The sequence below is a fragment of the Zarconia navalis LEGE 11467 genome (assembly GCF_015207075.1).
Lineage (GTDB): Bacteria > Cyanobacteriota > Cyanobacteriia > Cyanobacteriales > Geitlerinemataceae > Zarconia > Zarconia navalis.
In genome coordinates this window covers 1-26,290 of sequence record NZ_JADEXN010000009.1, presented here as the reverse complement: position 1 = coordinate 26,290, position 26,290 = coordinate 1, and the positions used below count along the sequence as shown (strand labels likewise).

The 26,290-nt window shown below is 49.2% G+C and carries 22 protein-coding genes; 16 read left to right on the top strand and 6 right to left on the bottom strand.

The window, feature by feature from the left end; translation table 11 throughout:
- Window positions 1–707 (top strand): TldD/PmbA family protein (locus IQ235_RS01330; RefSeq protein ID WP_264319698.1); only part of this gene is annotated, 707 nt, incomplete at its 5' end.
- Window positions 708–843: 136 nt separating this feature from the next.
- On the opposite strand, the gene IQ235_RS01325 is transcribed toward IQ235_RS01330, so the two are convergent.
- Window positions 844–1,926, bottom strand: coding sequence for a putative bifunctional diguanylate cyclase/phosphodiesterase (locus IQ235_RS01325; protein WP_264319697.1), 1,083 nt, complete (start codon window positions 1,924–1,926; stop codon window positions 844–846).
- A gap of 588 nt (window positions 1,927–2,514) precedes the next feature.
- A complete protein-coding gene (locus IQ235_RS01320) occupies window positions 2,515–3,510 on the bottom strand; it encodes a hypothetical protein (RefSeq protein ID WP_264319696.1) in 996 nt (331 codons plus the stop codon).
- On the opposite strand from IQ235_RS01320, the gene IQ235_RS01315 reads away from it, so the two are divergent.
- From IQ235_RS01315 to arsS, 3 genes are all read left to right on the top strand, one after another.
- Window positions 3,509–3,925, top strand: a complete 417-nt coding sequence (locus IQ235_RS01315) for a hypothetical protein (RefSeq protein ID WP_264319695.1) — start codon at window positions 3,509–3,511, stop codon at window positions 3,923–3,925. The genes IQ235_RS01320 and IQ235_RS01315 overlap by 2 nt on opposite strands.
- Window positions 3,926–3,949: 24 nt before the next feature.
- Entirely contained in the window at window positions 3,950–5,158 is a 1,209-nt protein-coding gene (locus IQ235_RS01310) for a DUF8838 domain-containing protein (RefSeq protein WP_264319694.1), read from the top strand.
- 278 nt (window positions 5,159–5,436) lie between these two features.
- A complete protein-coding gene (arsS, locus tag IQ235_RS01305; RefSeq protein ID WP_264319693.1) occupies window positions 5,437–6,438 on the top strand; it encodes an arsenosugar biosynthesis radical SAM (seleno)protein ArsS in 1,002 nt (333 codons plus the stop codon).
- 200 nt (window positions 6,439–6,638) lie between these two features.
- Here arsS and IQ235_RS01300 read toward each other — a convergent pair whose 3' ends face one another.
- On the bottom strand, window positions 6,639–7,526 hold the full coding sequence (locus IQ235_RS01300) for an Npun_R2479 family HD domain-containing metalloprotein (RefSeq protein WP_264319692.1): 888 nt from the start codon (window positions 7,524–7,526) through the stop codon (window positions 6,639–6,641).
- A 747-nt stretch (window positions 7,527–8,273) separates the two neighbouring features.
- Between IQ235_RS01300 and IQ235_RS01295 the strand changes: the two genes are divergently transcribed.
- A complete protein-coding gene (locus tag IQ235_RS01295; RefSeq protein ID WP_264319691.1) occupies window positions 8,274–10,187 on the top strand; it encodes an AAA-like domain-containing protein in 1,914 nt (637 codons plus the stop codon).
- Between the two features lie 47 nt (window positions 10,188–10,234).
- Here the strand turns inward: IQ235_RS01295 and IQ235_RS01290 are convergent, their stop codons facing one another.
- The 3 genes from IQ235_RS01290 to IQ235_RS01280 form a co-directional block, all read right to left on the bottom strand.
- Entirely contained in the window at window positions 10,235–10,531 is a 297-nt protein-coding gene (locus tag IQ235_RS01290) for a DUF2103 domain-containing protein (protein ID WP_264319690.1), read from the bottom strand.
- A gap of 62 nt (window positions 10,532–10,593) precedes the next feature.
- On the bottom strand, window positions 10,594–11,622 hold the full coding sequence (locus IQ235_RS01285; RefSeq protein WP_264319689.1) for a diguanylate cyclase domain-containing protein: 1,029 nt from the start codon (window positions 11,620–11,622) through the stop codon (window positions 10,594–10,596).
- Between the two features lie 484 nt (window positions 11,623–12,106).
- Window positions 12,107–12,994 carry a hypothetical protein gene (locus IQ235_RS01280; protein WP_264319688.1) on the bottom strand — a complete coding sequence of 296 codons (888 nt, stop codon included), beginning with the start codon at window positions 12,992–12,994 and terminating at the stop codon, window positions 12,107–12,109.
- Window positions 12,995–13,636: 642 nt separating this feature from the next.
- Here IQ235_RS01280 and IQ235_RS01275 point away from each other — a divergent pair.
- The 11 genes from IQ235_RS01275 to purF all read left to right on the top strand — a co-directional run.
- Complete coding sequence (locus IQ235_RS01275) at window positions 13,637–14,317, top strand: response regulator transcription factor (protein ID WP_264319687.1); 681 nt, start codon at window positions 13,637–13,639, stop codon at window positions 14,315–14,317.
- Window positions 14,318–14,358: 41 nt separating this feature from the next.
- Window positions 14,359–16,254 carry a CHASE2 domain-containing protein gene (locus IQ235_RS01270; protein ID WP_264319686.1) on the top strand — a complete coding sequence of 632 codons (1,896 nt, stop codon included), beginning with the start codon at window positions 14,359–14,361 and terminating at the stop codon, window positions 16,252–16,254.
- A 699-nt stretch (window positions 16,255–16,953) separates the two neighbouring features.
- Entirely contained in the window at window positions 16,954–17,676 is a 723-nt protein-coding gene (locus tag IQ235_RS01265; RefSeq protein ID WP_264319685.1) for a DUF928 domain-containing protein, read from the top strand.
- Between the two features lie 360 nt (window positions 17,677–18,036).
- Window positions 18,037–19,095 carry a PstS family phosphate ABC transporter substrate-binding protein gene (locus IQ235_RS01260; RefSeq protein WP_264319684.1) on the top strand — a complete coding sequence of 353 codons (1,059 nt, stop codon included), beginning with the start codon at window positions 18,037–18,039 and terminating at the stop codon, window positions 19,093–19,095.
- Between the two features lie 297 nt (window positions 19,096–19,392).
- Window positions 19,393–20,328: a phosphate ABC transporter permease subunit PstC gene (gene pstC / locus IQ235_RS01255; protein WP_264319683.1), complete on the top strand. Its 936-nt coding sequence runs from the start codon at window positions 19,393–19,395 to the stop codon at window positions 20,326–20,328.
- The gene (gene pstA / locus IQ235_RS01250; RefSeq protein WP_264319682.1) at window positions 20,325–21,248 is read left to right on the top strand and encodes a phosphate ABC transporter permease PstA; all 924 of its coding nucleotides are present in this window, start codon (window positions 20,325–20,327) and stop codon (window positions 21,246–21,248) included. The genes pstC and pstA overlap by 4 nt, the downstream gene beginning before the upstream one ends.
- A 58-nt stretch (window positions 21,249–21,306) precedes the next feature.
- Complete coding sequence (gene pstB, locus IQ235_RS01245; RefSeq protein ID WP_264319681.1) at window positions 21,307–22,113, top strand: phosphate ABC transporter ATP-binding protein PstB; 807 nt, start codon at window positions 21,307–21,309, stop codon at window positions 22,111–22,113.
- Window positions 22,114–22,383: 270 nt separating this feature from the next.
- Entirely contained in the window at window positions 22,384–22,791 is a 408-nt protein-coding gene (locus tag IQ235_RS01240; RefSeq protein WP_264319680.1) for a hypothetical protein, read from the top strand.
- A gap of 75 nt (window positions 22,792–22,866) precedes the next feature.
- Complete coding sequence (locus IQ235_RS01235) at window positions 22,867–23,409, top strand: hypothetical protein (protein ID WP_264319679.1); 543 nt, start codon at window positions 22,867–22,869, stop codon at window positions 23,407–23,409.
- Between the two features lie 19 nt (window positions 23,410–23,428).
- A complete protein-coding gene (locus IQ235_RS01230) occupies window positions 23,429–24,637 on the top strand; it encodes an ATP-binding protein (protein WP_264319678.1) in 1,209 nt (402 codons plus the stop codon).
- 296 nt (window positions 24,638–24,933) lie between these two features.
- A partial coding sequence (gene purF / locus IQ235_RS01225; protein WP_264319677.1) for an amidophosphoribosyltransferase occupies window positions 24,934–26,290 on the top strand: 1,357 nt, incomplete at its 3' end.

The window sequence follows — 26,290 nt, the reverse complement described above, 5'->3', positions numbered from 1 at the left end:
ATACTTACACCGTTGTTATCGATCCGATTTTGAGTGGGTTATTCGTTCACGAAGCCTTCGGTCATCTTTCCGAGGCGGATATGGCTTACGAAAATCCAGACTTGCTGGAGGTGATGACCTTGGGACGGCAGTTTGGATCTCCCCAACTGCAAATCTTCGATGGTGCTGCACCAGAAGGTCATCGGGGCAGCTATTTCTACGACGATGAAGGAACCCCGGCAACAACGACGCAGCTCATTCGGGATGGGGTACTTGCAGGACGACTGCATTCGCGCGAAACCGCAGGGAAGCTTGGAGAAACACCAACGGGGAACGCTCGCTGCCTCAACTATCACTATTCGCCGATCGTGCGGATGACCAATACTTGGATCGGGCGGGGAACGACTCCAGTCGATCGGTTATTTGACGACATTCCCGAGGGAGTATACGCCCGAAACTGGCTCGGTGGTATGACCAACGGCGAAATGTTCACGTTTAGTGCTGGAGAAGCCTGGATGATTCGCAACGGTCGGCTGGCCGAACCCGTGCGAGATGTAACCCTATCGGGAAATGTTTTTACGACCCTTGCAGATATTGAGGCGATCGGGAACGATTTTTACTGGGATGAATCTGGCGGCTGTGGCAAAGGCGGTCAAAATGGCTTACCTGTGGGTTGTGGCGGTCCGAGTTTGCGGATTCGGAATGCGATCGTGGGGGGGGTTGCGTAGCAATATCGAGTCATCATCTCGAGCAGTCGGAGGTGGAAACCAGACGAATGGGAAACATCATTTGAGTTTGTATGTCGCAGTACCATCAGTTGAAGCGGGGAACGATCGCTTCGATCGAAGAAGATTGAGTCGAGATTCAGTGTGCGAAGGGGGTTCCAATCCAGTCGGTCGCCTCCTGTGCGTTAATGGGTTCGGAAAAGAGGAATCCCTGCACGCGCTTGCATCCGAGTAATCTCAATTTTTCCAAGTCATCAGTCGTTTCGACCCCTTCGGCAATGACCTCCAAGCCCAAACTTTCAGCTAGAAGGATAATCGACCAAATGACTTCCCACTTTTTCTGGCTGACGAAGGAGCGATCGATTTTGAGGACATCCACTCGCAAGTCTTGCAAGCGAGATAAGGAAGAGTAACCGGTGCCGAAATCATCGAGATACAGTTGAATGCCCATGGCTTTTAACTGTTCGAGTGAAGTCATCGCTCGTTCGGAGTTCTCGATGGAGCTACTTTCGGTAATTTCCAGTCTCAGGCTGCCGGGGGCAATGCCTGTATCTTTGCAGATTTCGCGGATGCGATCGGGTAAGTCGCTTTGGGACAATTGCACGCTCGAAACATTGACGCTCACCGTTAGGGGAGGCTTTTGGGGAAATTGCTCTTGCCAAACTTTTAATTGGCTGCAAGCTTGATGCAATACCCACAGTCCGAGTTGATCGATCGACCCGATTTTTTCAGCACAGGGAATAAAGACGGCCGGAGAAATACAGCCGCGCGTGGGATGCTGCCACCGAACTAAGGCCTCAAATCCGATCGTCGCACCGTCTTCAAGGGAAACGAGCGGTTGGTAGAAAAGCTCGAATTCCTGGTGTTCCCAGGCTAGGAGCAAATCGGTTTCTAGCTGAAAGCGTTCGATTTCTTCGGTGGATAGGATGCTCGCGGGCGGATCGATTTCGTGTTCGATCGCTTCTGCCAAACGCATTAACCGATCGGTATTGTGCATGGCAATTTTCAACAAATGCTGACCGGTTTCGGACAGCGATCCAAATTCGCCGCTGAGTAAAAGACCGAGTACTCCTCGAATGGAGGTCAGTGGCGTGCGCAGTTCGTAACTCAGCAATGATGTGAGTTCGCGTTCGTCCGATAAATCGGGAAAAAAAGTCTCTGTTGGTGAGTTTTCCTTTTTCTCCTTCATGCTATCGGGGTAGACACTCATCAGGTTGGTCATATACATTAGTTCCCTACCAATCTATGGATGCTCGAAAATAAAAATCGTAGGGTCTCCGACTCGATGACATCAATTTCAAAACCACTAAACTGGGTGTTGATGGCATTTCTATTGATATCTTTCTCGATCTTGAGACTCAATTATGAAAAATATAGGAAGATGTTTTTGAGGGGGTAACGAAACAGCGAAGAACTCGTACTGGAGAGATTGAAGACGCGATCGCCCAAATGGATCGCCAACTCACAGATCGGTCTACAGATTCGATCGAGCTTTTTGTCTTTGAGGTCGATCGATACCAAAACACCGATGAATGCGATCGTTTCGGACGGCTTTTACTCTCGAGAGTTCGACAGATCGATTTCTACCTTTGGTTTCCTCATCGTTCCTCAGTCGTTTGTAGATGCAGGAGGCACTTTGAGTGGTATCCCGACCTGCGTTTGCACCCCAATAAGATCGGTTTGTTTCTGACTACCCGATTTCGCAATCGGCGATCGTTGTGTTATGTCAGTGATTATACGTAATAAGTGATTATACGTAAAGGTGATTTTAAGTGTCATCGGTTAAGATTTGCAAGCGAACGGTACGTTCTCAAGTGTCATCTAGAGGAACTTCAACGATCGGACCGGAGATGCGTTCGACGCAGCTAATCAAGGAGCGTAGGTGGGGCGTACTGGCTCCGGTGTCTACGTAGAGGCGATCGGCAATGCCCGCTAGACGCTTCCAAGTCGTGTAGAGTTTGACAACAGTCTGTTCGAGCTGGGCGGACTGTTTGACTAGGTCGGAGGCAACGTTCAAGCAACCGACTCGCAAGGCATCTTCTAGTGCCATTTCTAAGTCTACAGTACCGTTGTTCAAAGTTTGCACTTGGGCGGCCGCGTCGAGATATTTTGCCAAGTTGCGGGCATCGGCGGTCAGTTGCTTAACGGTATCGAGATCGGGATTTTCCGCTGCTTCTTTTTGAATTTCTTTTTGATGGGTTTCGGGTAGTTTTTCAAGCTCTTTGACTAAGGGGGCAATATGTTTGGGCGGCAAGGAACGATCCGCTGCTTTTTCTTTAATTTCATCGGGTAACAAGTCCGAAGTCATCGCCACCCATTCATCGGAGAGTTGTTTGACCTCCCGGCGGGTAATGCGATCGCCGCTTTGAGCGGCATCGGTCACCAGTTGCTGTACTTGGGGGGGAGATTGAGCGGTTTCGACAAAAGCCCGCTTGCTGAAGTTGTTGATAGCAGCGGGATCGAGTTTACCCTCCTCGAGCAGGGTATCGGCACTATTGGCCAGTTCGATTAGAGAGTAAGCCTGACTTTTGCTAATTTCTCGATCTTTGAGCCAGTTGAGAAATCCCCGCCCCCGTCCTTCTCCCCCTTTTTTTTCGCGATCGCGCACGGCCCGCAGGATGCGTCCCCGCCAGATATCGTTTTGCAAGTCAAAGCGATCGCAGACCAGCCAAGCCGTATCGACTTGCTGATTGAAGTCAATTTCGGGAATCTCTTCGTCTTCGGGATCGGGCACCTCAAAATTTAGCTCGGTTTCGCCTTGCAAGAGGGAAACGAGATCGTCAGGACGCTGGGGAGATTGCACCATGGTGAAGACTGGCAGACAAGGTCAGGAAGGCATCTTATCATACCCCAATCGTGGGCGGGGAGACTTTGGAGATGAGGAAAATTTGCCTTGGCCCGATCGCTCAACTCTGGTTTTGTATGCTTCACACCCTGTCGCAAATTCACCATCCATCATCGATGTCTTCTATTTCATTGCACTGGGACGGGTTGTTCGCGACTATTTGAACAGATCTCGAACATTCCGTGCCCTTTTGGCTTGGCAGTGGAATAGAGTTGTTGGTCAAAATACCAGACCAAAAGAAAAACTTCGCACGATTGAGTCAGGACGTTCTCAGGGAAAATTCAGAGCCGCAGTTTATACTACCTATGGCGTAAAAAATAGAGAAATTCGGGACAAAGCTCACCCGAAGAGCGCCGAATCGATCGCAACAAGATGAATGTTTGACCCAAAGGAAATAGGCATGACAGAAACGGCTGCAACCCAGAACCTAACGGCATCGAATTTCGCAGCATACAATATCGAAGATGCGGTGCTAGAACGTTATCAAGCAGGGGCACAACAAGCTCAAGCCAGTTTGTGCTGTCCCACGGAGTACGACGGTCGGTATCTTGAGTTGTTGCCCTCAGAAATTATTGAAAAAGACTATGGTTGTGGCGACCCCTCTCGCCACGTCCGAGCGGGTGAAACCGTTGTCGATTTAGGTTCGGGCGGCGGAAAAATTTGTTATATTCTCTCCCAGAAAGTCGGCGAATCCGGTCGAGTTATCGGAGTAGATTTCAATGATGAAATGCTCAACCTCGCTCGGAAGTATCAGCCTGAAATGGTTGAAAAAATTGGACATGACAATGTTCGATTTGTCAAGGGAAAAATCCAGGATCTCGCCCTCGATTTAGACCGGGTTCAGACTTGGTTGAAAGAAAATCCGATCGCCACCTTGGAGCAAGTTACTCAGTTCGAGCTTTACTGCGATCGCCTACGACAAGAACAGCCCCTCGTCGAGTCGAATACCGTCGATGTTGTGGTGTCTAATTGCGTGCTAAATTTAGTCCGTCCTCAAGATAAACAGCAACTTTTTCAAGAACTTTATCGAGTTCTCAAACGCGGTGGTCGGGTCGTCATTTCCGATATCGTCTGCGATGAAGAACCTACACCGAAAATGATAAACGATCCCGAACTTTGGAGCGGTTGTCTCTCGGGAGCATTTCGAGAAGATACATTCTTAAAAATGTTTGAGAAAGCCGGATTCTACGGTATTGAAATTCTTTCTCGACAAGAAGAACCCTGGCAAACTATCGACGGTATTGAGTTTCGTTCTCTGACGATTCAAGCCTTTAAAGGCAAAGAAGGAGAATGCTGGGAACGTAACCAAGCAGTCATTTATAAAGGACCGTGGAAGCAAGTTCGCGATGACGACGGTCATATTTTCGAGCGAGGTCAGCGGATGGCAGTTTGTGATAAAACCTTCCAAATTTTGACCCAACCGGAGAGTCCTTATCGCAAAGATACGATCCCAGTTTTACCCTACGAAGAAATTCCGTTAGATGCAGCAAAAACATTTGATTGCAAGCGCAGCAGTCTTCGCGCACCAACAGAAACCAAAGGGGCGGAGTATCGCAAAACTCAAACGAACGATGCTCCGGTGTGCGGTGAAGACAGCGGTTGTTGTTAATTAGAATTTATTAGAATTCAAGTCGTACCGCCTCGGTTTTCTCTGATTTTTCCGAACGCGGTTTAACGATCGACTCAAATAGAACTTACCCACAGCTTCGATCGTGGTACATCAATACTGCGAAATAAGCGCGTCGGTGGGGAAATCTTAATCTATTTGAGTTCGATCGCAGATTTGAGTCAATCGAAGCAGAACTTAGAATATTAACCGCTCTTGAGATTAGGGAAAGAATAGTATCTGCTATCCCTGAAGTCTGATATGAATTGTAGGACTTTGAAATGATTCAATCTATTTCCGATATCGAAATTACTCCTTTCAAACGAAAGCTTGGTTCGTCCCTAACCAAGAACAAAATTACGGTTCTCCAAATTAACTTGGGAAAAATTTGTAATCTCGCGTGTACCCATTGTCACGTGGAAGCTGGCCCTAAGCGAACGGAGGAACTCTCCCCGGAAATTTGCGATCGACTTATCGAACTCATTCATCGATTCGACAGCATCGAAACCGTGGATTTGACCGGGGGTGCGCCGGAGATGAACTACGGTTTCAAACCCCTCGTCGAAGCGGCGCGAGAAACCGGAAAAGAGGTTATCGTCCGTTCTAATTTAACGGTTTATTTCGTGCCGGGATACGAAGAAATTCCCGAGTATTTTGCCCGTAACCAAGTTCGGGTGGTGGCTTCCCTTCCCTGTTACAAAGCCGATAACGTAGATAAAATGCGGGGAAATGGGGTGTTCGACGAATCGATTCGGGCGCTGCAATGGCTCAATCGTTTGGGCTACGGACGCGATCGCCATTTAATTTTGGATTTAGTCTACAATCCTCCCATTCCCACCTCGGTGGATAAGTTTGCCCTCGCCCCGGAACAAACGAGTTTAGAGCAAGATTATAAAGTCTATCTCAACGAGCATTTTGGGATTGAGTTTAATAACTTATTCGCCATTACCAACATCCCCATCGGACGAACGAAGCAGTTCCTCCAGCGGCAAAAACTCGATCGCCCCTACACGAAATTCCTAGAGACTCATTACAATCCGGGTACCGTCGAGAACTTGATGTGTCGCAACGAACTCTCGATCGATTATCTCGGGAACGTCTACGATTGCGACTTCAACCAGATGGAAAATATTCCGGCCAAACTGCCCAACGGAGAAGCCCTTACGGTCGCTAAACTCCTGGAATTGGGGAGTTTGGAGGTTATCGAAGAGATCGGCACGGCTTCCTACTGCTATGGCTGTACGGCCGGTTCGGGTTCGAGTTGTGGCGGGACGTTGGTGTGAGTGGGAGTGAAAGTTTCTAGAACCCGAAAAAGATCGACATCTCAGGAGACACAAAATGCTGTATCGCTTCGATCGAGCGCGGTAGGTCGATCGTCCTTACAAAGTTTCGGTATCGCCAGGAAACGATCGCCAACGATCGAAAATTACCCTGACCTGGACTCAAGCGCATTCTAATGACGAATGTCGAATTGAAACCGATTTCACCCGGCGATCGGCACCTGAAGTTCCATTCTCCTAGACAAAAGCAAATTTTTATAGGCTTCGTGTTCTACTTTAAAAACTTGAGAATTCAAACTGGCGATAATTTCTTGACCTTCTTGGGTGACTTCGAGATATTCTAATGCCGTTTGAATTAGGGGATAGACCACATGCCAATAAAAGTCAGGATAGCCTCGACGCAAATCTCCGGGATGTTTGTACCCAAGGGTTTCGTTCATCCCCGTCTCTTCAAACTCGTAGAACAGAGCGCTAATCTTGTGCAAGTAGCGCGGGTCTCCTAGTTGTCCGATTAGGTCGGCTGCTCTCAACAAGCCGGGAAAATCCGTGGTATCCCGATGTCGCGGTCCTGCCGGGATGGGGAAACGAGTCAGTTCGATCAGCTGCTGGATAAAAACCGTATCGATGAGCTTGTGACCCTTGAAGCGCTCTTCGATAAAAAGCTTACCGCGATCCACGTGATAGGGGGTAAGGCTGGCATCGGTGGCACCTGGGGGCAGAGAAACGATGCGATCGTTCACTCCCGTGGCATACAATCGATCGGCTGCGGAATCCTGACGACAGACTCCTTTGACGTAGCCGATATCGTGACACAAAGCCGCAATGGTAAAGTGCAGCCACTCTTGGGGAGAAATTCCCCCTTGAGCAATATGCTTGCCCCGCAGAATTTCTTGCCCCACCAATGTTACGAAGATCGTATGCTCGACATTGTGATAGAGGGCATCACTATTGGCAATTTGTTCCAGAGCCATGCCACCGATCCAGGCGATCGATTCGGTATAGTCGGAGTTGAAACTGCCATAAATGTGATGATAGCTATCTTGTAAACGAGTGATAAAGTTATCGATCGCCAGTCGTGTTGGATTATACATATCGATTTTGTACCCCAATCTGTCAGAACAGTTAGCTTACCAATCAGCCATATTAAAAGTTTGGCATGAATTTTATGAAGAAGGAACCAGGAAAACTCATGTTTTTTTTATATTTTGGTGAGTCTTTCGCCGCTTCCATAACCCTCTCAATTTTTGATTTTAAAAACCTCATAAAATCTCATGAAATCTCATGAAATTTTAAATTTCGACCGATTTGAACGAGAATTATTACCGTAAAAACTCAGTGAAATTATCGATTGTCGATCGAATATTTACAAAACGTTTCCTAAAAAATACCGATCTCAAACCAGGTTGACTCCAATATTGAGAGCGAGATCGGTCGAATTCAGCTCTAACCGTTTCCTGCTAGTCGAGACATCTAATTTCTTGTAGGCATTCGCGCGATCGCCTAGTTGGTGTAACAATGAGAGCGGATCGCAGTGATGAAAAACCCGCAATGATTTTCAACAGCCGCCCTAGCCCCATAACCCTAGCCCTATAAAATTGTTAAACACAGCCAATTGCTGCGGCTGACAACTGATAGCCGATCGCCCGCGCGACTTCTGCTTTTCTGCGTTAGGCTCGCAGCCGTGAATCGATTGAGTTCGTGCCGGTCGAGGAAAGATTGCTGTAGAATTAAACGATCCTGCGTTTTGATTGGGGAGACCTCAAAAAGAGTGGCGATCGCATCGGTCAATCCAGCGTGGCCGGTTCGTTCCCGGTCGTGCCTCCCTCCTGAAACGAGTGATGGATAGACAAGTAGCCTTAGAGTTTATCGATCGACTAACATTTGAAAAAACGGGAAAACATTTAAGCGATCTCGAACGAAAAGTTTTTTTGGGGTCTTGGGAAGGGAAAACCTACGAGAAAATCTATCCGATCAATCCTCAATATGTTGAAAAAGATGTCGGATACAAACTTTGGAAAAAGCTCTCTAAAGTATTAGGCGAAAAAGTTAAAAAGAAAACGATTAAAGGAGCCATCGAACGAGCGCGAAACTACGACGAGCTTCGGATTACTGCCTCCTCGATCGACAGGGAAAAAAAGTCGGTTTCTCGAACCCAAACCCTCTTTATTTCTCACCAAAAAGAAGAACCTGACTTGAGTGTGGCGATCGAACTCGGTCGGGCAGTACTTCAGGCTGGATATCAAACCAATTTGGGTCGAGATGAATTAACCCAAATTGACGAACAATTGCAACAGTGCGATTATTTTATCTTATTTCTATCTCCCCAATCCGCTGGGAGCGAGATGGCCATCGAGCAGTTGCGACGCATCAAAGAATTGCGGGATTCTCGGGGGACATCCAAACCGATGGCGATCGCGATTCGGATCGACTGTCCCAGGCATTTCCCCCTCAACCACGATCTGCGGGAGTATCTCCACAGCAGCTATCAATACGAATGGCACTCCAACGCAGATACCCCAGAGCTGCTCCGCTCCGTTTTGACGTTGCTCGTCCAAAATGAGATCGCACCGCCTCCAGTGACATTAGCATCCCCCTTAGATTTGACGAATCAGGGGCGCGAGAGCCTGACGATGTTCGATTCGCGACCTTTACCCGTTGCCGAACCCGAGTTGCCCAGCGGACAAGTGCGGTTGGCCAGTGCCTTTTACATCGAGCGATCGCCTAACGAAAAACTCTGCTACAAAGAAATCGCCACTCCAGGAGCGCTAATTCGGATTAAGGCCCCGCGACAAATGGGAAAAACCTCCCTGATGGCACGCATTCTCTACGATGCTCGAGAGCGCGGATACCGAACGGCTCCCCTAAGTTTTCAACACGCCGATACAGCGGTGTTTACCAATTTAAACCAGCTTCTTCAGTGGTTTTGTGCCAAGATTTCTCGCAAGCTGCGGCTGCCTTACCAAGTAGACGATCGTTGGAGCAGTTACTTTGGGAGCAAAGACAACTGTACGGCGTATTTTGAAGATTGTTTGCTCTGCGATACGGAAGCACCTTTGGTTTTAGGTTTAGATGAAGTCGATCGAGTTTTTCAACATCCCAAAATTGCCGATGACTTTTTTGGCTTGCTCCGCGCCTGGTACGAAGAAGCTGGGTACGGCGATGGCAATAGTAAGTTGTGGCAGCAGCTGCGTTTAGTGGTCGTACATTCAACAGAAGTATACGTCCCGTTGAATGTGAATCAATCGCCCTTTAACGTGGGATTGCCTATCGAGCTGCCAGAATTCAATTTAGGGCAGGTGCGAGATCTCACCCAACGCCACGGACTTCAGTGGTCTAGAACCCAAGTGGAGCGGTTGATGGGGTGGGTAGGCGGTCATCCCTATCTGGTGCGGTTGGCGTTGTACCATATTTCTCAAGGGCAACTGACCCTCGACGAATTATTGCAAACTGCGGCAACGGAGGCGGGACTCTACGGCGATCACCTGCGCCGCCACCTCTGGAGTTTGCAGAAACACCCGGAGTTAGCTTCGGCTTTCGGCCGGGCGATCGCGAGTTCGACGGCGGTAGAACTCGAATCGGCGATCGCCTTCAAGTTGCACAGCATGGGGCTGGTTCACTTGCAGGGGAACTACGTGACGCCTCGATTCGAGTTATATCGCCAGTATTTTGTCGATCGACTTGGGGAGAGGAATTCGGAATTCGGAGTTCGGAGTTCGGAAAGGGGAGAATTTGGAGAAATGGGGAAATCTTAAAGGGTTTTGCTCCCCTGCCTCCCCGACCTCCCAACTCCCAAGGTTCCCTACTTCCGGGCGAGGAGTTGACTGATTTGGGCTTCCAATTCCGATTGACTCCATACGGTGAGAATAAAGACCTCTTGCACGGTTTTTCCTTGACGGGCGATGAGCTTGAACCCTCCACGAATCGGGACGGAGACACGCAATTTTAATTTTGGAGTATGACCTTTGACTCGTCCGATAACCCCAGGAGTAATGGTTTGGATTCCATTGAATTTGGTGAGGCGCTCCAAAATGGGAATCAAACCGGGAATGTGGGTTGAGTGATTGAGCACCAACCGACCGGGGGCGGGTTTATTCATAACGAGTGATGTGAGGACGACTTCTTTGATTAGAACACACCCTCCCGAACTTGGGGAGGCAACTAACGATCGAGGTTCGTGTCGGTATCTGAAACCGTGACGATTTCTCCGGTTTGTCCGGTCGCTTTCACTTTGTACAGAGCCTGCTCGATCGCCATGAGGAACGTTTCGGGAATGCTATCTCGATCGGGAATCATCGTTCCCACCCCCAAGCTCAGAGTAAATCGATTTCCCCCGATTGTTGCCACGGCAAGCTCGATCGCCTCCGCCACGTCAATGGCACCCCGAGCGGTGGTGTTGGGTAAAATCACTGCGAACTCGTCTCCTCCGTAGCGAGCCACCACATCCGCCGGACGGTTGAGAGTTTGACCGATCTCGCGGGCAATTTGTCGGAGGCACTCATCTCCTGCTTGAGGGCCATTCATCTCGTTGTACTGTCTGAATCGATCGATATCGCCGACGATCAGGGAGAGTGGCAACTGTTCTCGTGCCATTCTCAACCATTCTTGACGCAGGTAGTTGTCGAACTTACCCCGATTCGCCACTTGGGTCAAACCATCAATGTCGGTGAAACGCTGTAACTCCTGGTTGGCATTTTGAAGTGCTTGATTGGCATTTTGGAGCGCGTGGTTTGCTTTTTGGAGGGCAGTTTCGACTTGACGCCGATCGTTAATTTCTTGCTTGAGCTGTCCGTTTTGACGCTCGAGTTGCTGCTGTAGCCTGCGGATGGTAAGTTGATTTTCGACCCGGACTAAGACTTCTTCAAATTTGACGGGCTTGGTAATGTAGTCGGCTCCCCCGACTTGGAAGGCTCGAACGATATCGATCGCTTCATTAAGGGCGCTCAGAAAAATGACGGGAATCGAACGGACATCTTCGAGTTCTTTAAGCTGCCCGCAGACTTCATAGCCATCTAAATCTGGCATTCTTACATCGAGTAAAATCAGATCGGGCGGATTCGATCGAGCAGCATTTAAGGCGATTTGACCGTCGATGGCTCGGCGTACTTCATATCCTTGTTCTGTTAGAAGCGTTGATAAAAAGCGCAGATTTTCGGGTCGATCGTCTACGACGAGAATACTTCCTTTCATTGCCCAAAGCGGGTGGTAATGTATTGGGATGCACTACCCATCTAAGCTTTACCTCCCCAACTCGACCGGCTTTTCATAGACCTAATTTCACCAGGAATTAAGGTTGTCAAGACCCAGTCAGGCTGGATGTTGCCCCGATCTCGAGGGTTTTATTTGGCTTTGGGAACAGAACCGCAGTTCAAACCCAAGTGACTGTTAAGTCTCACCTCATCAATGCGATCGCGACACTATTCAGTGTGACATTCTTTGCTCCCCCCGGCAAAAATTTGGGGAGGAAATATGAAAAGGGAGAACGATCGAGATCGTTCTCCCTTTAAAATAAATCTTGCCATCGGTCATGCCAGGCTCGCAATCGCTAAACGCAAGAGTAGAGCAAGCTGGGCAAACACGACTCTTCTAGCCTCGTTCGTTTCTTACCGTGTCGAATGTAGATAGGTTATCGGAGCCAATTTTCGACATCCCAACATCCTTAATCAAACAGACGTTAGCTGAGGAAAAAGACCCCTCTGCCGGGATCTTCAAAGCTGACTTCGATTGAATCGATGCCCTCGACAAATGCGACTAAGTCGCCCCCCGTCGAAATACTGATACCGCTAACGGGGACTCCGGCAAAGCTCAAGGTTTCTCGGAAAACATCGTATCCTTGGGGACTACCGGCCAAAAGTAGTTCGTCCTCGCCGCGATCGAAGTTTTGAACGTAGGCATAGTCAGTACTGCCACCACCGAGATAGAATGCAGCGACATTGGCATTTAAGGGGTTGCGACCCGTACCCAGGTGAAAGGTATCGTTACCGAGGGGAAGACCGGTGAGAACATCCACTTCCCCAGTCCCGAAGCTAGTGGGGACGAAGAACGAATCGCCGACTCGCTGAGTCCGCACATCCACATCCACGCCGATAATCTCGTTGAGTTCGCCAACGCCGGTGAGGATATCGTCACCATCAGTTCCGGAGAAGAGCGCCTCAAACCGACTCAAGCGTCCCACCCGATTGTAGTGAGCCGCACCGGAGGAGAACTCACCTCGGGCAACGGCCCCGCCGACTTGAGGGTAGAAGGACAAGTAATAGTTTTCGTCAAATCCGGCGATATCGGGAACGACAGGTGCTCCCGGACGATTTTCCCGCGCGCCGAATTGGATGAAGTGATCGAGGCCGGAACTAAAGGCTCCCGCACCGACGGCTCCTGCGACATCGGGGTTTTGTTGCAGGTACAGACCTTCGTTCCAATAGGGTGAAACGTTGGTTTCTCCTTCCCTCAAACCCGCTTCTTGAAAATGGTGGAAGCCTGACTTAAACGCTCCAGCTATCACCGCCGCTCTAACATCGGGGCGAGCATTGAGATAGGATGTCTCATCAAAAATATTAAAGCTCATAGCCAATGGAAATTAATTAGTGTTTCTCAAATTTTGCGTGCGGAGCGCGTTCGATCGCGCGTAGGAAGCTCACCGTATTTTCTCGTGGGTTTAAGACGAGTAAAATTGGAGAAATTAGACTCAATATTTTTTACAGTCAAAAAATAAGTTTCGATCGAAACGAAAACTGTAGGTTATAAACTACATAGCAACCTGTACGAGATTAATGACTATTCTAATTTTTTTAATACTATCGAGCCATATTTTTTCTGCGAACTTTATTGTTCGATCGAGCTGAAGCAATTTCAGGATTAAGAATCTACATTTTCCGAAAACTACACAAAATCTTATTCGATCGCTAACACATCATCATCTACAATCGGAAAAATTTTTCTTTCCTTGTCGCAAGACATACTACAAAAAACAACCCGTTGAAAATTGAGTAAAAATGTATTTTTGTGCAAAGGATTTATCGCGATCCGGCAATTCTTACGATCTCTTTCGGTAGGAAAGATTCAAAAAAGCAGAATACCTCAATCGAGAAAAATATATTATCGTATTAAGTAAGATATTCACTCTCGACTTTATCGGGTTCTCTAACACCCAAGGTATAATTTTTAGCCAAAGGGAAAATGTTAGAGAAAATATAAATCCGAATATGTAATGGCAAACCCAAGTTTATCAAAATCCGCAACGTTCAAAGTTCTGGTCGTTGACGATCATGAAATTGTCCTGGGAGGAACGATCGATCTGCTAAAACAGCAGTACCCAGATGCAGAAGTCTTCACTGCTCAAACGGCTCGGTCGACATTAGAGCAAGTCCAAAAAGTTCATCCGGACTTAGTGGTCATGGATTTATCCATCCCAGAAACCGAAGCCCAGACGGCGCGTATCGATACGGGAATTCAAGTTCTGCGAACCCTGATGCAGACCTACTCCAACCTCAATCTCGCGGTGCAAAGCACCTACGTTCGCTCTCTAGTGCGAATTCGACCGGAAATCGACGCTCACAAAGGAGGTTTTACCGCGATCGATAAAAGCCTTTCGAGCCAGGATATGCTGACCCGACTCGATTGGGCCCGGCAGGGGGTCACCCATACCAAAGACATTAAAGGAGTGCAAACCGGACTTGAGGTCAAACCCGAGTGGTTGACCCTGCTAACCCTCGCGTTTGGAGAAGGGTTGCAAGATAAGGCGATCGCCAAACGGATGCAAGTTTCCGAACGCACGGTACGCCATTACTGGACGAAAGTTCAAGATGTTTTGGAAGTCTATCCCGAAGAAGGCAAAAATATCCGCATTCAAACAGAAATGCGAGCTAGAGAAGAAGGATTAATTGATTAGATTCCTCGTTTCCATCTGTAAAAAGTTACTTGTAGAAGCTCGTGCGGCGTGAGATTTGGCAAACAATTAAGCAAGAACTAGCCCTATGGAGGGTTGGAGCATTGCCGGGACTGGCTGTTATCGGTCTGGCGACGATCGCGCGGCTGACGGGTTCGTTGCAATTCCTCGAATGGGGGGCGATCGATCTTTTTTTGCGCCTGCGTCCGATGGAAACCCGCGACGAGCGAGTTACCATTATCGGGATCGATCGCGAAGATATCGAGCGGTTGGGAACCTATCCCGTTCCCGACGGCGATTTGGCCCGGTTGCTGCGACGCATCAATGCCTACAAACCGATCGCCATCGGACTTGACATTTCCCGAGAACTCCCCGTCGAACCCGGTCATCGGGAATTGCTCGATGCTTTGCAAGAGACTCCCTACACCATTGCTGTCGAACGGGTGCGTCCCAAGCAAAGTTCCGTACCCAATTTACCTTCAGAACAAATTGGATTTTCCGATTTTCCTCTCGATGCCGACCTTCACGTTCGGCGCTACTTCTTAGGAATGCCAAATCCGAGAAACCAGGGAGAGTATAAATTTGCCCTATCAATGCGTCTAGCGGAAATTTATCTCGAAACCACCGAAGATCTGATCCTCGATAACGGCATTCGCGATCCGGTGGCCATGCGCTTTGGCGATACAGAGTTTCCCCGCGTCTTTCCCAATTCTGGAGGGTACGTGGGAACGGACGCAGGCGGCGTGCAAGTTCTGCTCAATTTTCGCAATCACCCCGAGGCCTTTCGCATCCTCTCCCTCCAGGATTTAGAAACGGGAAATTTCGAGGTGGATTGGCTGCGCGATCGCATTGTTTTGATTGGCGTTACCGACCCGATTTATCAAAGTCAAATCCAAACCTCGGCGATTGCCGGGTTGAAGCCTGGGAGTATCAGCGGGGTGGAATTTCAAGCCCACGCCGTCAGCCAAACGCTTTCTGCGGTTCTCGACGGTCGATCGCTCCTAAGAACTCTCCCAGACGGGTGGGAGTATCTGTGGATTTTTAGCTGGGGATTTGTGGGGATCGCGATCGGCCATCACACCCGATCGCTCCTGCAAAATATTGTCGGAGTCGGCCTTGCCAGTATCAGTTTGCTCGGAACCAGTTATGGGGTCCTGGGATGGGGTTGGTGGCTGCCAGCGGTTCCCCCCTTGTTAACTCTATATCTAGGCAATTTCGTATACACCACCTTTTGCGAGTACGATAAAGCGTTGCGATCGAGAATCCAAGAGCGCCAGCGCACCATCGAGCAAACCTTTAACGTCATTCATAACGGGCCTTTGCAAACCCTAGCCAATCTTTTGAGACACGTACGAGACTGGGATTGGGGTCAACCAAAGCTCGTTGGCGAACTCGAAAAGCTCAATCAAGAACTGCGAGCGCTGGGGGAACCCTTAGAACGAGAAATTCTCACCCGAGAAGACAGTTTGTATTTGGGGAGCGGACATAAGCTCGATCTCAATTCTCCTATGCACGAACTGTTTTACGAAGTTTACAGCTCGACTTTAGAGCGAGATTTTCCTGGCTTTAAAAGCCTCAAAATTAAAGCCAGAACCTTTGAGGAACTCGACTCGACCTCCTTGAGTCCCGATCGCAAACGGGAACTGTGTCGGTTTCTCGAAGAAGCGCTGTGTAATGTGGGGAAGCACGCCATCGGTGCAACTCGCCTGAGCGTGACGGGAACCGAACAAAATGGTTGGTACGCTTTGCGCATTACCGATAACGGACCGGGCATCTACTCGCTATCAGTTGGTCGAGGAACCAAACAGAGCCAAAATCTCAAAACGCGACTGGGCGGACAATTCAGACGCGAGTCTCATTCTCCGAAAGGAACGTTGTGCGAATTGAGCTGGCCTGTGGCAAAACCTCGACCCAATCTATTCAGTCGATTGAAGTTTTAAGACCTTAAATACAGAGTATGATGACTCACATTTGGTGTTGTTTTCCCAAACTTAGAGAGGGTAAACTCCTCACAAGCTGCACCCTGATTTTATGGATGGCAATCGCCACAGCAGCTTTGGCTCGATATAACCCACCTCCTCAACCCCCCCCGACAGATCCCGGTGGCTCGACAAGTTGGACGAGTCCGACTAGGTCGTTGTCATAGGCGACCCAAACCCGAGAATCGTTTGACTCAACGATTCTCGCGATCGGTCGTGGGAGCCGGGGAAAAAGACTTATCGATTTTCTCTGGCTCGATGGCATTTTCAGAGTGCGACGCGCTCGTATATCGATCTCTTGCTCCGGTAGAGAATTGAGGGCGCGTGCCCGATGGGACTCACCTTTTGATGTCTCCGGCTCAATTCCGAAAAGCGTATTGTGCCATCTTTGTCAAGATAAAGCGACGAACCCAGAAGAGAGTCTGTGTAAAAATCCAGATTGCGATCGCTTCTAGGGAAAAGGATACATCGGGTGAAATTTCGTACGGGCAGAAGGGTTGGCCCGCACAGCAACTGAATTTCTCCAAATTTGGAGAAATTCGACGAGACAATATCCGCAAGAATACGGATTTGGCGCGCTTATAGAAAGTTTAAGATAAAAGGCAGATCTCGAACGCTCTCGGTTAGAATAAAGTCGATCGAACAAGGAGGATATGACCAATGAAGCGCGGTCTCGCGATCGGCACCGCTTTAAGCCTGATACTCATCACCCCAGGCCATGCTGGCGCGAATCGTAATAATTCCGACGATCTACCGCCTAATACGGGTGGGAGATCGGGAGGTTCGCGCGGATGCAGCTACCAAAGTGCTGTTAATTCCAGCGTACCCGCACTGGTTCTACTGGCTCCTGCTCGATCTCGCTCGCAAACAATTTCAACTCGTCCCACTTTTGCCTGGTTCGTGCGGGATCGGGAGTCTTTGCCGATGGAATTTCGCCTCTACGAATACGATCCGGTCAGTTCGGATGCCAAGTTGGTGGCGGAAATTCTCGATGAAAACTTTAAAAGCGCACCCGGAATTATGACCCTTTCCCTCTCCGAGACCATGCCTCAGCTGGCGGTGGGTCGTAAGTATCTATGGCAGGTCGAATTGGTCTGCGATCGCCACCGACCTTCGGGAAATCCGTTTGCCGATGCGGAAATTGAAGTGGTTGCCCCGTCACCGGCGTTGGACGATCGACTCGAACGGGCGAAAAACGAACTCGACCGGGTCGCACTCTACGAGGAGAAAGACCTCTGGTACGATGCCCTCGCCGCAGTGTTGAGGGATAGTTCCGACAGTCAACTCGAAAACTGGAGATCGACTCTGCTCGATCGCGTCGCACAAGGCGAAGCCGAAAGCGAGCAGTTTCAACAGAGTCACATTCATCGCATTCAACGGTGAGGAAAGCCCGACCGCGCCACCGGGATTGAGAATTCGTGGGTTTTCGACTTGCAGATCGCTATCCGATGAAGAATAGTCGGGACATCAACGATACATCGACCCAACGATTGCCCTGAGAATTGACAAGCGATCCGCCATCGGGTTTTGTGTATCTCTTGTCACCGATTTCCTAACTCGATCGTCGCATTTGAGGAAATCTTGACAAAAAATTAACCTAAGCTTAACTGCTGCTTAACGTTGGAAATCAATAAAGATGGGAATACTGGTTATGTGCTGGGTCACCATTTCTCAGGTGTGCAACACAGACCTTTGCTCCTACACACATTTGCGTTATCTCCATACGTACTGAAGACCAAACCTATGATTTTCAACATGAAAGTGAAGCGCCTGACTCTTTGTGGGTTAGCCGGAGTCTTAGCCACCCTAACTCTTGCAGCCTGTAGTGGTGGAGGCGGCGAAACATCCACCTCAGAAACAACCGATGCCAGTAGCGAAGCCGCTAGCAGATCGGGGGGTGTTGACGTTCAAATCGATGGTTCGAGTACCGTCTTCCCCATCTCCGAAGCCATGGCCGAAGAGTATCAAAACGACAGTGGTAAAAGAGTCACTGTGGGCGTATCCGGTTCCGGTGGCGGATTCAAAAAATTCTGCGCTGGGGAAACGGATATTTCCAATGCTTCTCGTCCGATCAAAGAGTCGGAGGTGGAGTTGTGTGCCGAAAACGGTATCGAGTACGTCGAGATTCCCGTAGCCTTCGACGGCGTGTCCGTTGTTGTGAATCAAGCCAACGACTGGGCAACCTGCCTCAAGCCCGAAGAATTAGCTATGATGTGGGAGCCTACCGCTGAAGGTCAAATTACCAACTGGAGTCAGATTCGCGCCGAATTCCCGGATGTCGAACTGGGCTTGTACGGCCCCGGCACCGACTCTGGAACCTACGATTACTTCACCGATGCCACCACCGGAGAAGAAGGGGAAAGCCGAGGCGACTATACCGCCAGCGAAGATGATAACGTTATCGTTCAAGGGGTACAGGCAGAAGATGGTGCTTTAGGCTTCTTCGGCTACGCTTATTACGAAGAGAACAAAGACACCCTCAAAGTGGTGGAAATCGAAAATTCTGCCGGCGAGTGCGTTGCCCCGAGTTCGGAAGTCATCTCCGATGGCAGCTACAATCCCCTCTCCCGTCCGATTTTCTTCTACGTCAGCAAATCTGCCCTAGAATCGAATCCGGCGGTTAAAGAGTTTGCCGAGTACCAAATCGACTCAGCGAACGAGGAATTGATTACCGAAGTCGGTTACGTTCCCTTGCCCGATGATATCCTAACCAAAGTGCAAGAGCGTTTGGATACTGCCAAGACCGGCTCGATTTTTGAAGGTGGTTCTTCTGTGGGTGTCAAACTCTCCGACAAGCTCTAATTGCGATTGTTGGTTAGTTAAGCCAGCGCTTATTTTCTGGGGGAAGTGAAAAGATACCGATCGCTAGATGCGATCGCATCCCCCAGACTCCGGGCAACTGTCATTGAATTTTCTAGTGCATCTACTTTTACGGATGGTTGAGTATTACCTGCGCTTGTCGTCAGATTGAGATAATTGAATCGACGGCCCTGGATACTCTCTGGCCATCCTGACGATTTTTCCATATCTACAAGGTGCCCAAAGGATGAGTATACGATCTCAATCTGGGCTTTATGCCGTTTTTCGCGGTTTTCTAGAATGACAACCGAATTTCCATCAACGCCTACGTCCGATCTCTGGAAACCCAATCGCCAGAGGAGCCAACGAGTCGAACTAATCGTCAAACTGATTTTCGGCGCGTTTGCCTTTGTTTCGATCGTCACCACCCTTGGCATCATCGAAACTCTAATTTTTGAAACCTTTAAATTTTTTCAGGAAGTTTCCCTGTGGCAGTTTTTAACAGACGATAAATGGACACCTCTGTTTAAGAGTGCCAAATTTGGAATTTTCGTCCTCATCAGCGCCACGGTGATGACTTCCACCATTGCCATTTTGGTGGCCTTGCCCCTAGGACTGCTTTCAGCGATTTGTTTGAGCGAATATGCCACCCCCAAAGTGCGGGGCATCCTCAAACCCGCTCTAGAAATCCTTGCTGGAGTCCCGACAGTGGTATACGGATACTTCGCGCTGCTGTTCGTTACTCCCCTGTTGCAAAAATTCGTTCCCGGCTTGCAAGGATTTAATGCCCTCAGCGCCGGTATGGTTCTTGGAATCATGATTACGCCCCTGGTGGCATCCTTGAGCGAAGATGCCATCTATTCAGTCCCTCGCAGCTTGCGCGATGGAGCTTATGCTTTAGGGGCCACGAAGCGGGAAACCATCACTTCTGTCGTCCTTCCCGCCGCCCTATCGGGTATCGTTTCCTCCTTAATTCTGGCGATTTCGCGGGCGATCGGCGAAACGATGATCGTCACCCTCGCCGCCGGACAAAACCCGCGATTGGGACTCAATCCGCTGGTTCCGGTGATGACGATGACGGCTTTTATCGTTCAGGTGAGTTTGGGAGATACGCCTGCTGGATCGCTGGCTTACAAAACTATCTATGCAGTGGGGATGACTCTTTTTACAATCACCCTAGCTTTGAATGTGTTTAGTTTTTGGTTCGTGCGCCGTTTCCGGGAGAAATACGAATGACTATCGATAATCCTCAGAATTTCGGCAGCGATCGCCCTTCTGAAGCTTCTAACTTTAACATCAATCTGGCCGGGCGATACAAGCTCGATCGCATCTTCGAAAGTCTGACCTGGATTGCCGTGGCGATCGCCTTGTTGGTACTCGCGACCCTCATCATCGACGTGTTAGCTGACGGATTGCCCCGCTTGAGCTGGGATTTCCTCAACAACTTCCCCTCTCGCAAACCGGAACAAGCGGGATTGAAATCTGCCCTGTTCGGGACGATTTGGGTGATGAGCGTCGTGGCGGCTGTCTCGTTTCCCCTCGGCGTGGGGGCGGGGATTTTCCTCGAAGAGTTTGCCGGCGATAATTGGCTCACTCGGATTATCGAGATTAATATCAACAACCTGGCAGGGGTTCCCTCCATCATCTACGGCTTGTTGGGGCTGCAAGTTTTCGTGCGGTACATGGAACCGCTCACGGGGGGACGCAGCATTCTCTCGGGAGGCTTTACCCTGGCGCTGCTGATTTTGCCAATTATTATCGTCTCGACTCGCGAAGCCCTGCGGGCGGTTCCCGATAGCTTGCGTTTGGCGGGTTTTGCCCTGGGAGCGAATCGCTGGCAAGTGGTGCGAGAGCACGTGTTTCCGCTCGCCATTCCCGGAATTCTCACCGGAACCATTTTGGCTTTGTCTCGAGCAATTGGGGATACCGCGCCTTTGATTACCATTGGAGCGCTAACATTTATTTCCTTCCTACCCGAAGGCTTGCAAAGTCCCTTTACCGTCCTGCCGATTCAAGTGTTTAACTGGGTATCGCGGCCTCAACGAGAGTTTCACGACAATGCGGCAGCCGGAATTATCGTCTTGATGGTGGTGTTGCTGCTAATGAACGCGACGGCTGTCTTCTTGCGAAATAGGTTCCAGAAAAAAGCGAGTTGAGTGTTGTTTTCCGCAAGCACTTAGCACCTAATCTTACTGTCGTTCCCACTCACTCAATATGATTTCCAATTCTTCTCATCCCGTTACCACCCAAGCCGCTCTAACTGCCGAAGATGTTAACGTCTATTACGGCTCCAATTTAGCAGTTCGCAACGTTTTTCTCGAAATTCCTAAAAACAGAGTTGTTGCCTTTATCGGGCCCTCGGGTTGCGGTAAAAGCACGATTCTGCGGTGTTTCAATCGGATGAACGATCTGATCCCCGGAGCGCGCGTTGAAGGTAAAATTACGTTTAAGGGACAGAACCTATACGCCAAAGGGATCGATCCGGTAGAGACTCGCCGCTATATCGGGATGGTGTTCCAGAAGCCCAACCCGTTTCCCAAAACGATTTACGAGAACATTGCCTTCGGCGCTCGGATTAATGGCTATCAAGGCAATATGGATGAATTAGTAGAGCGATCGCTCCGGGGTGCGGCTCTCTGGGATGAGGTGAAGGACAAACTCAAAGGCAGCGGTTTGGCTTTATCTGGAGGACAGCAGCAGCGTCTTTGCATCGCCCGCGCGATCGCTGTCGAACCGGAAGTGATTTTGATGGACGAACCTTGCTCGGCCCTCGATCCCATTTCGACGCTGCGGGTGGAAGAGTTGATTCACGAACTCAAGCAGCAGTACACGATCGTCATCGTCACCCACAATATGCAACAAGCCTCTCGGGTCTCCGATCTGACAGCATTCTACAATGCCGAAGCGACAGAAACCGGCAATAAAATCGGATACTTGGTGGAATACGACCAAACTCAAACTATTTTCCACAATCCCACCGAAAAAGCCACTCAAGAGTACGTCAGCGGGCGTTTTGGTTGATGGGAGCGGACGATTTCAAATCTCAGCCGTATCGATTCAAATGGGTATTTGGGATCGGGTTTGAACCTTAACCCTCTTGCAGTCCCCACCTAAATGGAAAATGTTAGGTGGGGTTTCTAATGACTGGAGTTTAGACCAAATTCTAGAACTGAAAGTTGTATTGAGTGTGTTGTAGGCACAGAGGCACTACCCCGACTCGATCGCTCTAATGTGGCGGAGTATTAGAATAGAGTTTTTATCCTCTTTTTCAGGTGTACGCAAGAAGAACCAATGAGCGATCGCAACCCTGGTTTCAGACGGAAGAAGGGCCTCAAATTTTGGGGTTGGGTGGTTGTTGGGTTGGCGATCGTGCTGGCAGTTTGGAGTGTGGGGGGTAACTACGTCGCCTCTCGACAAGCACGGGAAATCGATCGGGATTTGGCAGAATTTGCTCGGCAATTTCCCAATACGGAACCGAACGATTCGGCGCTGAAGCTGGCGGCATTGGTTGCGAAATTGGGAGTTGGTGCGGGAGGCACTGTTTTCGAGTTCGATCGCTATATGGGATCTTCTGCTGATTTTAGCCCTTCAGAAGTCGATCGAAAAGAATTTGGAGATATTCAGGAAGAACTGACAGATTACCTAAACGCTCAGATTAGCAAACCTGACGATACGTTCGATCCGCCTTCAGAGAAATGACAGCGCTATCTCGCTTCAAAACAAGCCATCTTAGCCGAAATTCGCCAGCAGGTGTTAAGCAATGAAGCACCGCAGTTGGGAACGGATATTAGCTACCTTTTAGAAGGAGATTTTACAGCACCTTTACCTGGTTATTTATGGCACGCTAGTTTACAGAAAGTTTTAGCTTTGGATATCTTACAAAAGTACCGCCAAGGGCAGACAGAAGACGCCACCCAGATGCTGGAAGTTTCCTGGGAAATCAATCAGTCTTTGACGGAACAACCCTACCTGATATCACAACTTGTGGCTTTGATTGTGAGTCAGTATCAAGTTGGAGTGATGCGAAAAATCGATAATCTTCCGGCTCAGTGGCAGGAGTACTTGCGAGAGCGCGATTACCTCGATTCGATATTGACATCCTTAGAGGGAGAAGCTGTTTATTCTTTTAAATTTGGGCAGCACTTTCTTTGGCAACTCTCTAAGTCCTCATTTAAAGAGGTATTACAAGAACAATTGTACTTAGACACTCCCCTTTTAACTCTCTTTATTTTGTTTAAGCCAGTCATCAAACCTTATATTCGATTTTCTGCAATCGACACGCATCGAGCCTATCGCGCTGGTTGCGAATGCAAATGAAAGAGGAGGAAATTCGCAAATGGCAGCTTCAGTAAGACCGGATTTTCGCTTGCCGATCGATGAATCTCGCTATTTTTTCGGACGCAAAAACTTACTGACCCAAGTCGAGCGATCGCCCTTTCGGGTCAGAATTCTCTTGGGCGGACGGCGGCTGGGAAAAACCAGTACGCTCAATGCCATCAAACGGAATCTTTTGAGTTTGGGAAAGAGCGAACGCCAAGCTTTACCGGTTCTATTTAATTTACAACAAGAACGACCCAACAGCTTAGAACAATTTCGATATCTTCTAATTGCCAGATTACAAGAAGCATTTGCACAGCATCAAACAGGACGCGAATCCAATTGTCAAAAAACGTATCGTCGATTTCTCAGGCAAATTCCCGGTGGTTCGATCGATGTTGGTTTACCTAAAGTTGGGGTGAAGTTAAATGTTACCAATCCTGATTGCGATCGCGCCTTAATTCACGAGGACTTTCGACAAGATTTATTGAAAACGATCGCGCAACTGCACAAGAAACAATTTCATGGCGTTTGCTTTCTTTTAGATGGCTCGGAATTCATCGTTTCTCAAGATTGGGCAAACGATGCTTGGAGTTATTTCCGCGCCTTGAAAGATACCGATACGGCGCTCAAACCCTTCGTGGGATTTGTCTTCTCCGGCTATCGCGACTTGAAAGATTACCAGCAGAAAGTGGGTTCTCCCCTGCTCAATATTGCCGAAGTTGAATGGTTAGGAACCCTAACGGAATCAGAAACGCGATCGCTGGTTGCTTACCGAAGTCAAGAAGAACAGATTTCGCTAACAGAATCAGAAGTCGATCTTGTCCTTGAATGGGGAGGATGTCACCCTTACTTAACCCAACAATTACTCAACGAAATTTTTGACAATCGGCATCAAAATCAATCTCAATCTCAATCTCCCGATCGTTTGATGTTCCATCTCATCCGCCAACACGATCGAGATTTTTCCGCCTGGTGGGATGAAGATAAGCGCACCTATGGCTTTGGCAAAGCCGAACAATTCGTATATCTGGCATTGCTCGATTGCCGAGAGGGAAGCGTCGAAACCTTGGTTCCACCCACAACACTCAGTTTTGGCGAAGTTGCTGACTCGTTAGAAGTGTTGGCGGGTTCTGGCGTCATTCGCCACGTAGAGGACGATCGATATCGAATAGGTGCCAAACTCTTCGAGGAATGGGTGGTGGAAGAGAGAAGGTTGAAAGAGTAGCGATCGCAACCCTCAGTATTTTCGAGATATTCATCCCTTTATGGACATTCACACATGAGGGCTGTTACGACAGATATAGCAATGATGGAAGATGATGCTATTGTCTTGGCACTGGCACAAATATTGCGATGCGATCGTCTTCCTGACACGATCGCTGAAATCAAAATATGGTTAAAGGAGAAATTAAGAAATAATTAAGTTAGAGGAGGCAGTATCTTTGCGATCGTGCTTTACGAAAAGATACAGTATCAAAGTCATCCCCTTTTGCCCCTAACTGTAGGAATCGTATCGAACCCATGATGCCCAATTCTTCCCCTGCCCTTGACCTTTCCGTGCCATCGGACAAACCCGAAGAAGCCTGCGGTGTATTTGGTGTATACGCACCGGAAGAAGATGTTGCCAAACTGACCTATTTTGGCTTGTATGCCCTTCAACACCGAGGTCAAGAATCTGCTGGAATTGCCACCTTTGAGGGCAGCAAACTCCATGTTTACAAAAATATGGGATTGGTCTCCCAGGTGTTTAACGAGTCGACTTTATCGGAACTACCGGGGGATTCCGCGATCGGTCACACCCGCTATTCCACGACGGGTTCGAGCCACGTCGGTAACGCTCAGCCCGTGGTGGTGGAAACTCGCCTCGGTTTTCTAGCCCTTGCACATAATGGAAATATTGTCAATGCAAACCAGCTACGGGAGGAGTTGCAGCAACAGGACTGTCATTTTACCAGCACCAGCGATACGGAAGTCATCGCCAGGGCGATCGCTCGTGAAGTCAATGGTGGCAAAGACTGGCTAGAAGCAACCACAACGGCTTTGACCCTTTGTCGGGGGGCATTTAGTTTGACCGTTGCCACCCCCATTGGCATTATGGGAGTACGAGATCCCAACGGTATCCGTCCCCTAACCCTCGGAGTCCTCGACGGAAATCCCCAACGTTACGTTCTCGCGTCGGAAACCTGCGGACTCGACATCATCGGTGCGGAGTATTTGCGAGACGTGGAACCCGGAGAACTGGTCTTTCTCTCGGAAGCGGGTTTATCCTCCATCCACTGTGCGATGCGACCGCAACCCAAACTTTGCGTTTTCGAGATGATCTACTTCGCTCGTCCCGATAGCATTATGAACGAGGAAAGCTTGTACAGCTATCGAATGCGAATCGGACAAATTCTCGCCAAAGAATCCCCTGCGGATGTGGATATGATTATCGGGGTTCCCGACTCGGGGATTCCCGCCGCCATTGGCTTTTCTCGCGCTTCGGGGATATCCTATGCTGAAGGGTTGATTAAAAACCGCTACGTAGGGCGCACCTTCATCCAACCCACCCAACATATGCGAGAGGTGGGCATCCGGATGAAACTCAACCCCCTCAAAGACGTACTCGACGGCAAGCGGGTTCTGATCGTCGATGATTCGATCGTTCGGGGAACCACCAGCCGCAAAATTGTCAAAGCCCTGCGGGATTCGGGGGCGACGGAAGTGCATATGCGAATTTCTTCGCCCCCCGTGACTCATCCCTGTTTCTACGGTATCGATACCGACAGTCAAGACCAATTGATTGCCGCCACCAAATCTGTTGCCCAAATCGAACGGCAAATTGGGGTAGATTCACTGGCTTACCTCAGTCACCAGGGAATGCTCGAAGCCACTGGAG

What these genes read in the sequence shown, in the direction of transcription:
- pstC (WP_264319683.1), top strand. Translation starts at nt 19,393, where the DNA reads ATGACAACCGAATTTCCATCAACGCCTACGTCCGATCTCTGGAAACCC.
- IQ235_RS01320 (WP_264319696.1), bottom strand. Translation starts at nt 3,510, where the DNA reads ATGGTGCAATCTCCCCAGCGTCCTGACGATCTCGTTTCCCTCTTGCAA.
- IQ235_RS01260 (WP_264319684.1), top strand. Translation starts at nt 18,037, where the DNA reads ATGATTTTCAACATGAAAGTGAAGCGCCTGACTCTTTGTGGGTTAGCC.
- arsS (WP_264319693.1), top strand. Translation starts at nt 5,437, where the DNA reads ATGATTCAATCTATTTCCGATATCGAAATTACTCCTTTCAAACGAAAG.
- IQ235_RS01240 (WP_264319680.1), top strand. Translation starts at nt 22,384, where the DNA reads ATGAGCGATCGCAACCCTGGTTTCAGACGGAAGAAGGGCCTCAAATTT.
- IQ235_RS01230 (WP_264319678.1), top strand. Translation starts at nt 23,429, where the DNA reads ATGGCAGCTTCAGTAAGACCGGATTTTCGCTTGCCGATCGATGAATCT.
- IQ235_RS01280 (WP_264319688.1), bottom strand. Translation starts at nt 12,994, where the DNA reads ATGAGCTTTAATATTTTTGATGAGACATCCTATCTCAATGCTCGCCCC.
- IQ235_RS01265 (WP_264319685.1), top strand. Translation starts at nt 16,954, where the DNA reads ATGAAGCGCGGTCTCGCGATCGGCACCGCTTTAAGCCTGATACTCATC.
- pstA (WP_264319682.1), top strand. Translation starts at nt 20,325, where the DNA reads ATGACTATCGATAATCCTCAGAATTTCGGCAGCGATCGCCCTTCTGAA.
- IQ235_RS01290 (WP_264319690.1), bottom strand. Translation starts at nt 10,531, where the DNA reads ATGAATAAACCCGCCCCCGGTCGGTTGGTGCTCAATCACTCAACCCAC.
- IQ235_RS01310 (WP_264319694.1), top strand. Translation starts at nt 3,950, where the DNA reads ATGACAGAAACGGCTGCAACCCAGAACCTAACGGCATCGAATTTCGCA.
- IQ235_RS01285 (WP_264319689.1), bottom strand. Translation starts at nt 11,622, where the DNA reads ATGAAAGGAAGTATTCTCGTCGTAGACGATCGACCCGAAAATCTGCGC.
- IQ235_RS01325 (WP_264319697.1), bottom strand. Translation starts at nt 1,926, where the DNA reads ATGACCAACCTGATGAGTGTCTACCCCGATAGCATGAAGGAGAAAAAG.
- IQ235_RS01275 (WP_264319687.1), top strand. Translation starts at nt 13,637, where the DNA reads ATGGCAAACCCAAGTTTATCAAAATCCGCAACGTTCAAAGTTCTGGTC.
- pstB (WP_264319681.1), top strand. Translation starts at nt 21,307, where the DNA reads ATGATTTCCAATTCTTCTCATCCCGTTACCACCCAAGCCGCTCTAACT.
- IQ235_RS01295 (WP_264319691.1), top strand. Translation starts at nt 8,274, where the DNA reads ATGGATAGACAAGTAGCCTTAGAGTTTATCGATCGACTAACATTTGAA.
- IQ235_RS01315 (WP_264319695.1), top strand. Translation starts at nt 3,509, where the DNA reads ATGGTGAAGACTGGCAGACAAGGTCAGGAAGGCATCTTATCATACCCC.
- IQ235_RS01300 (WP_264319692.1), bottom strand. Translation starts at nt 7,526, where the DNA reads ATGTATAATCCAACACGACTGGCGATCGATAACTTTATCACTCGTTTA.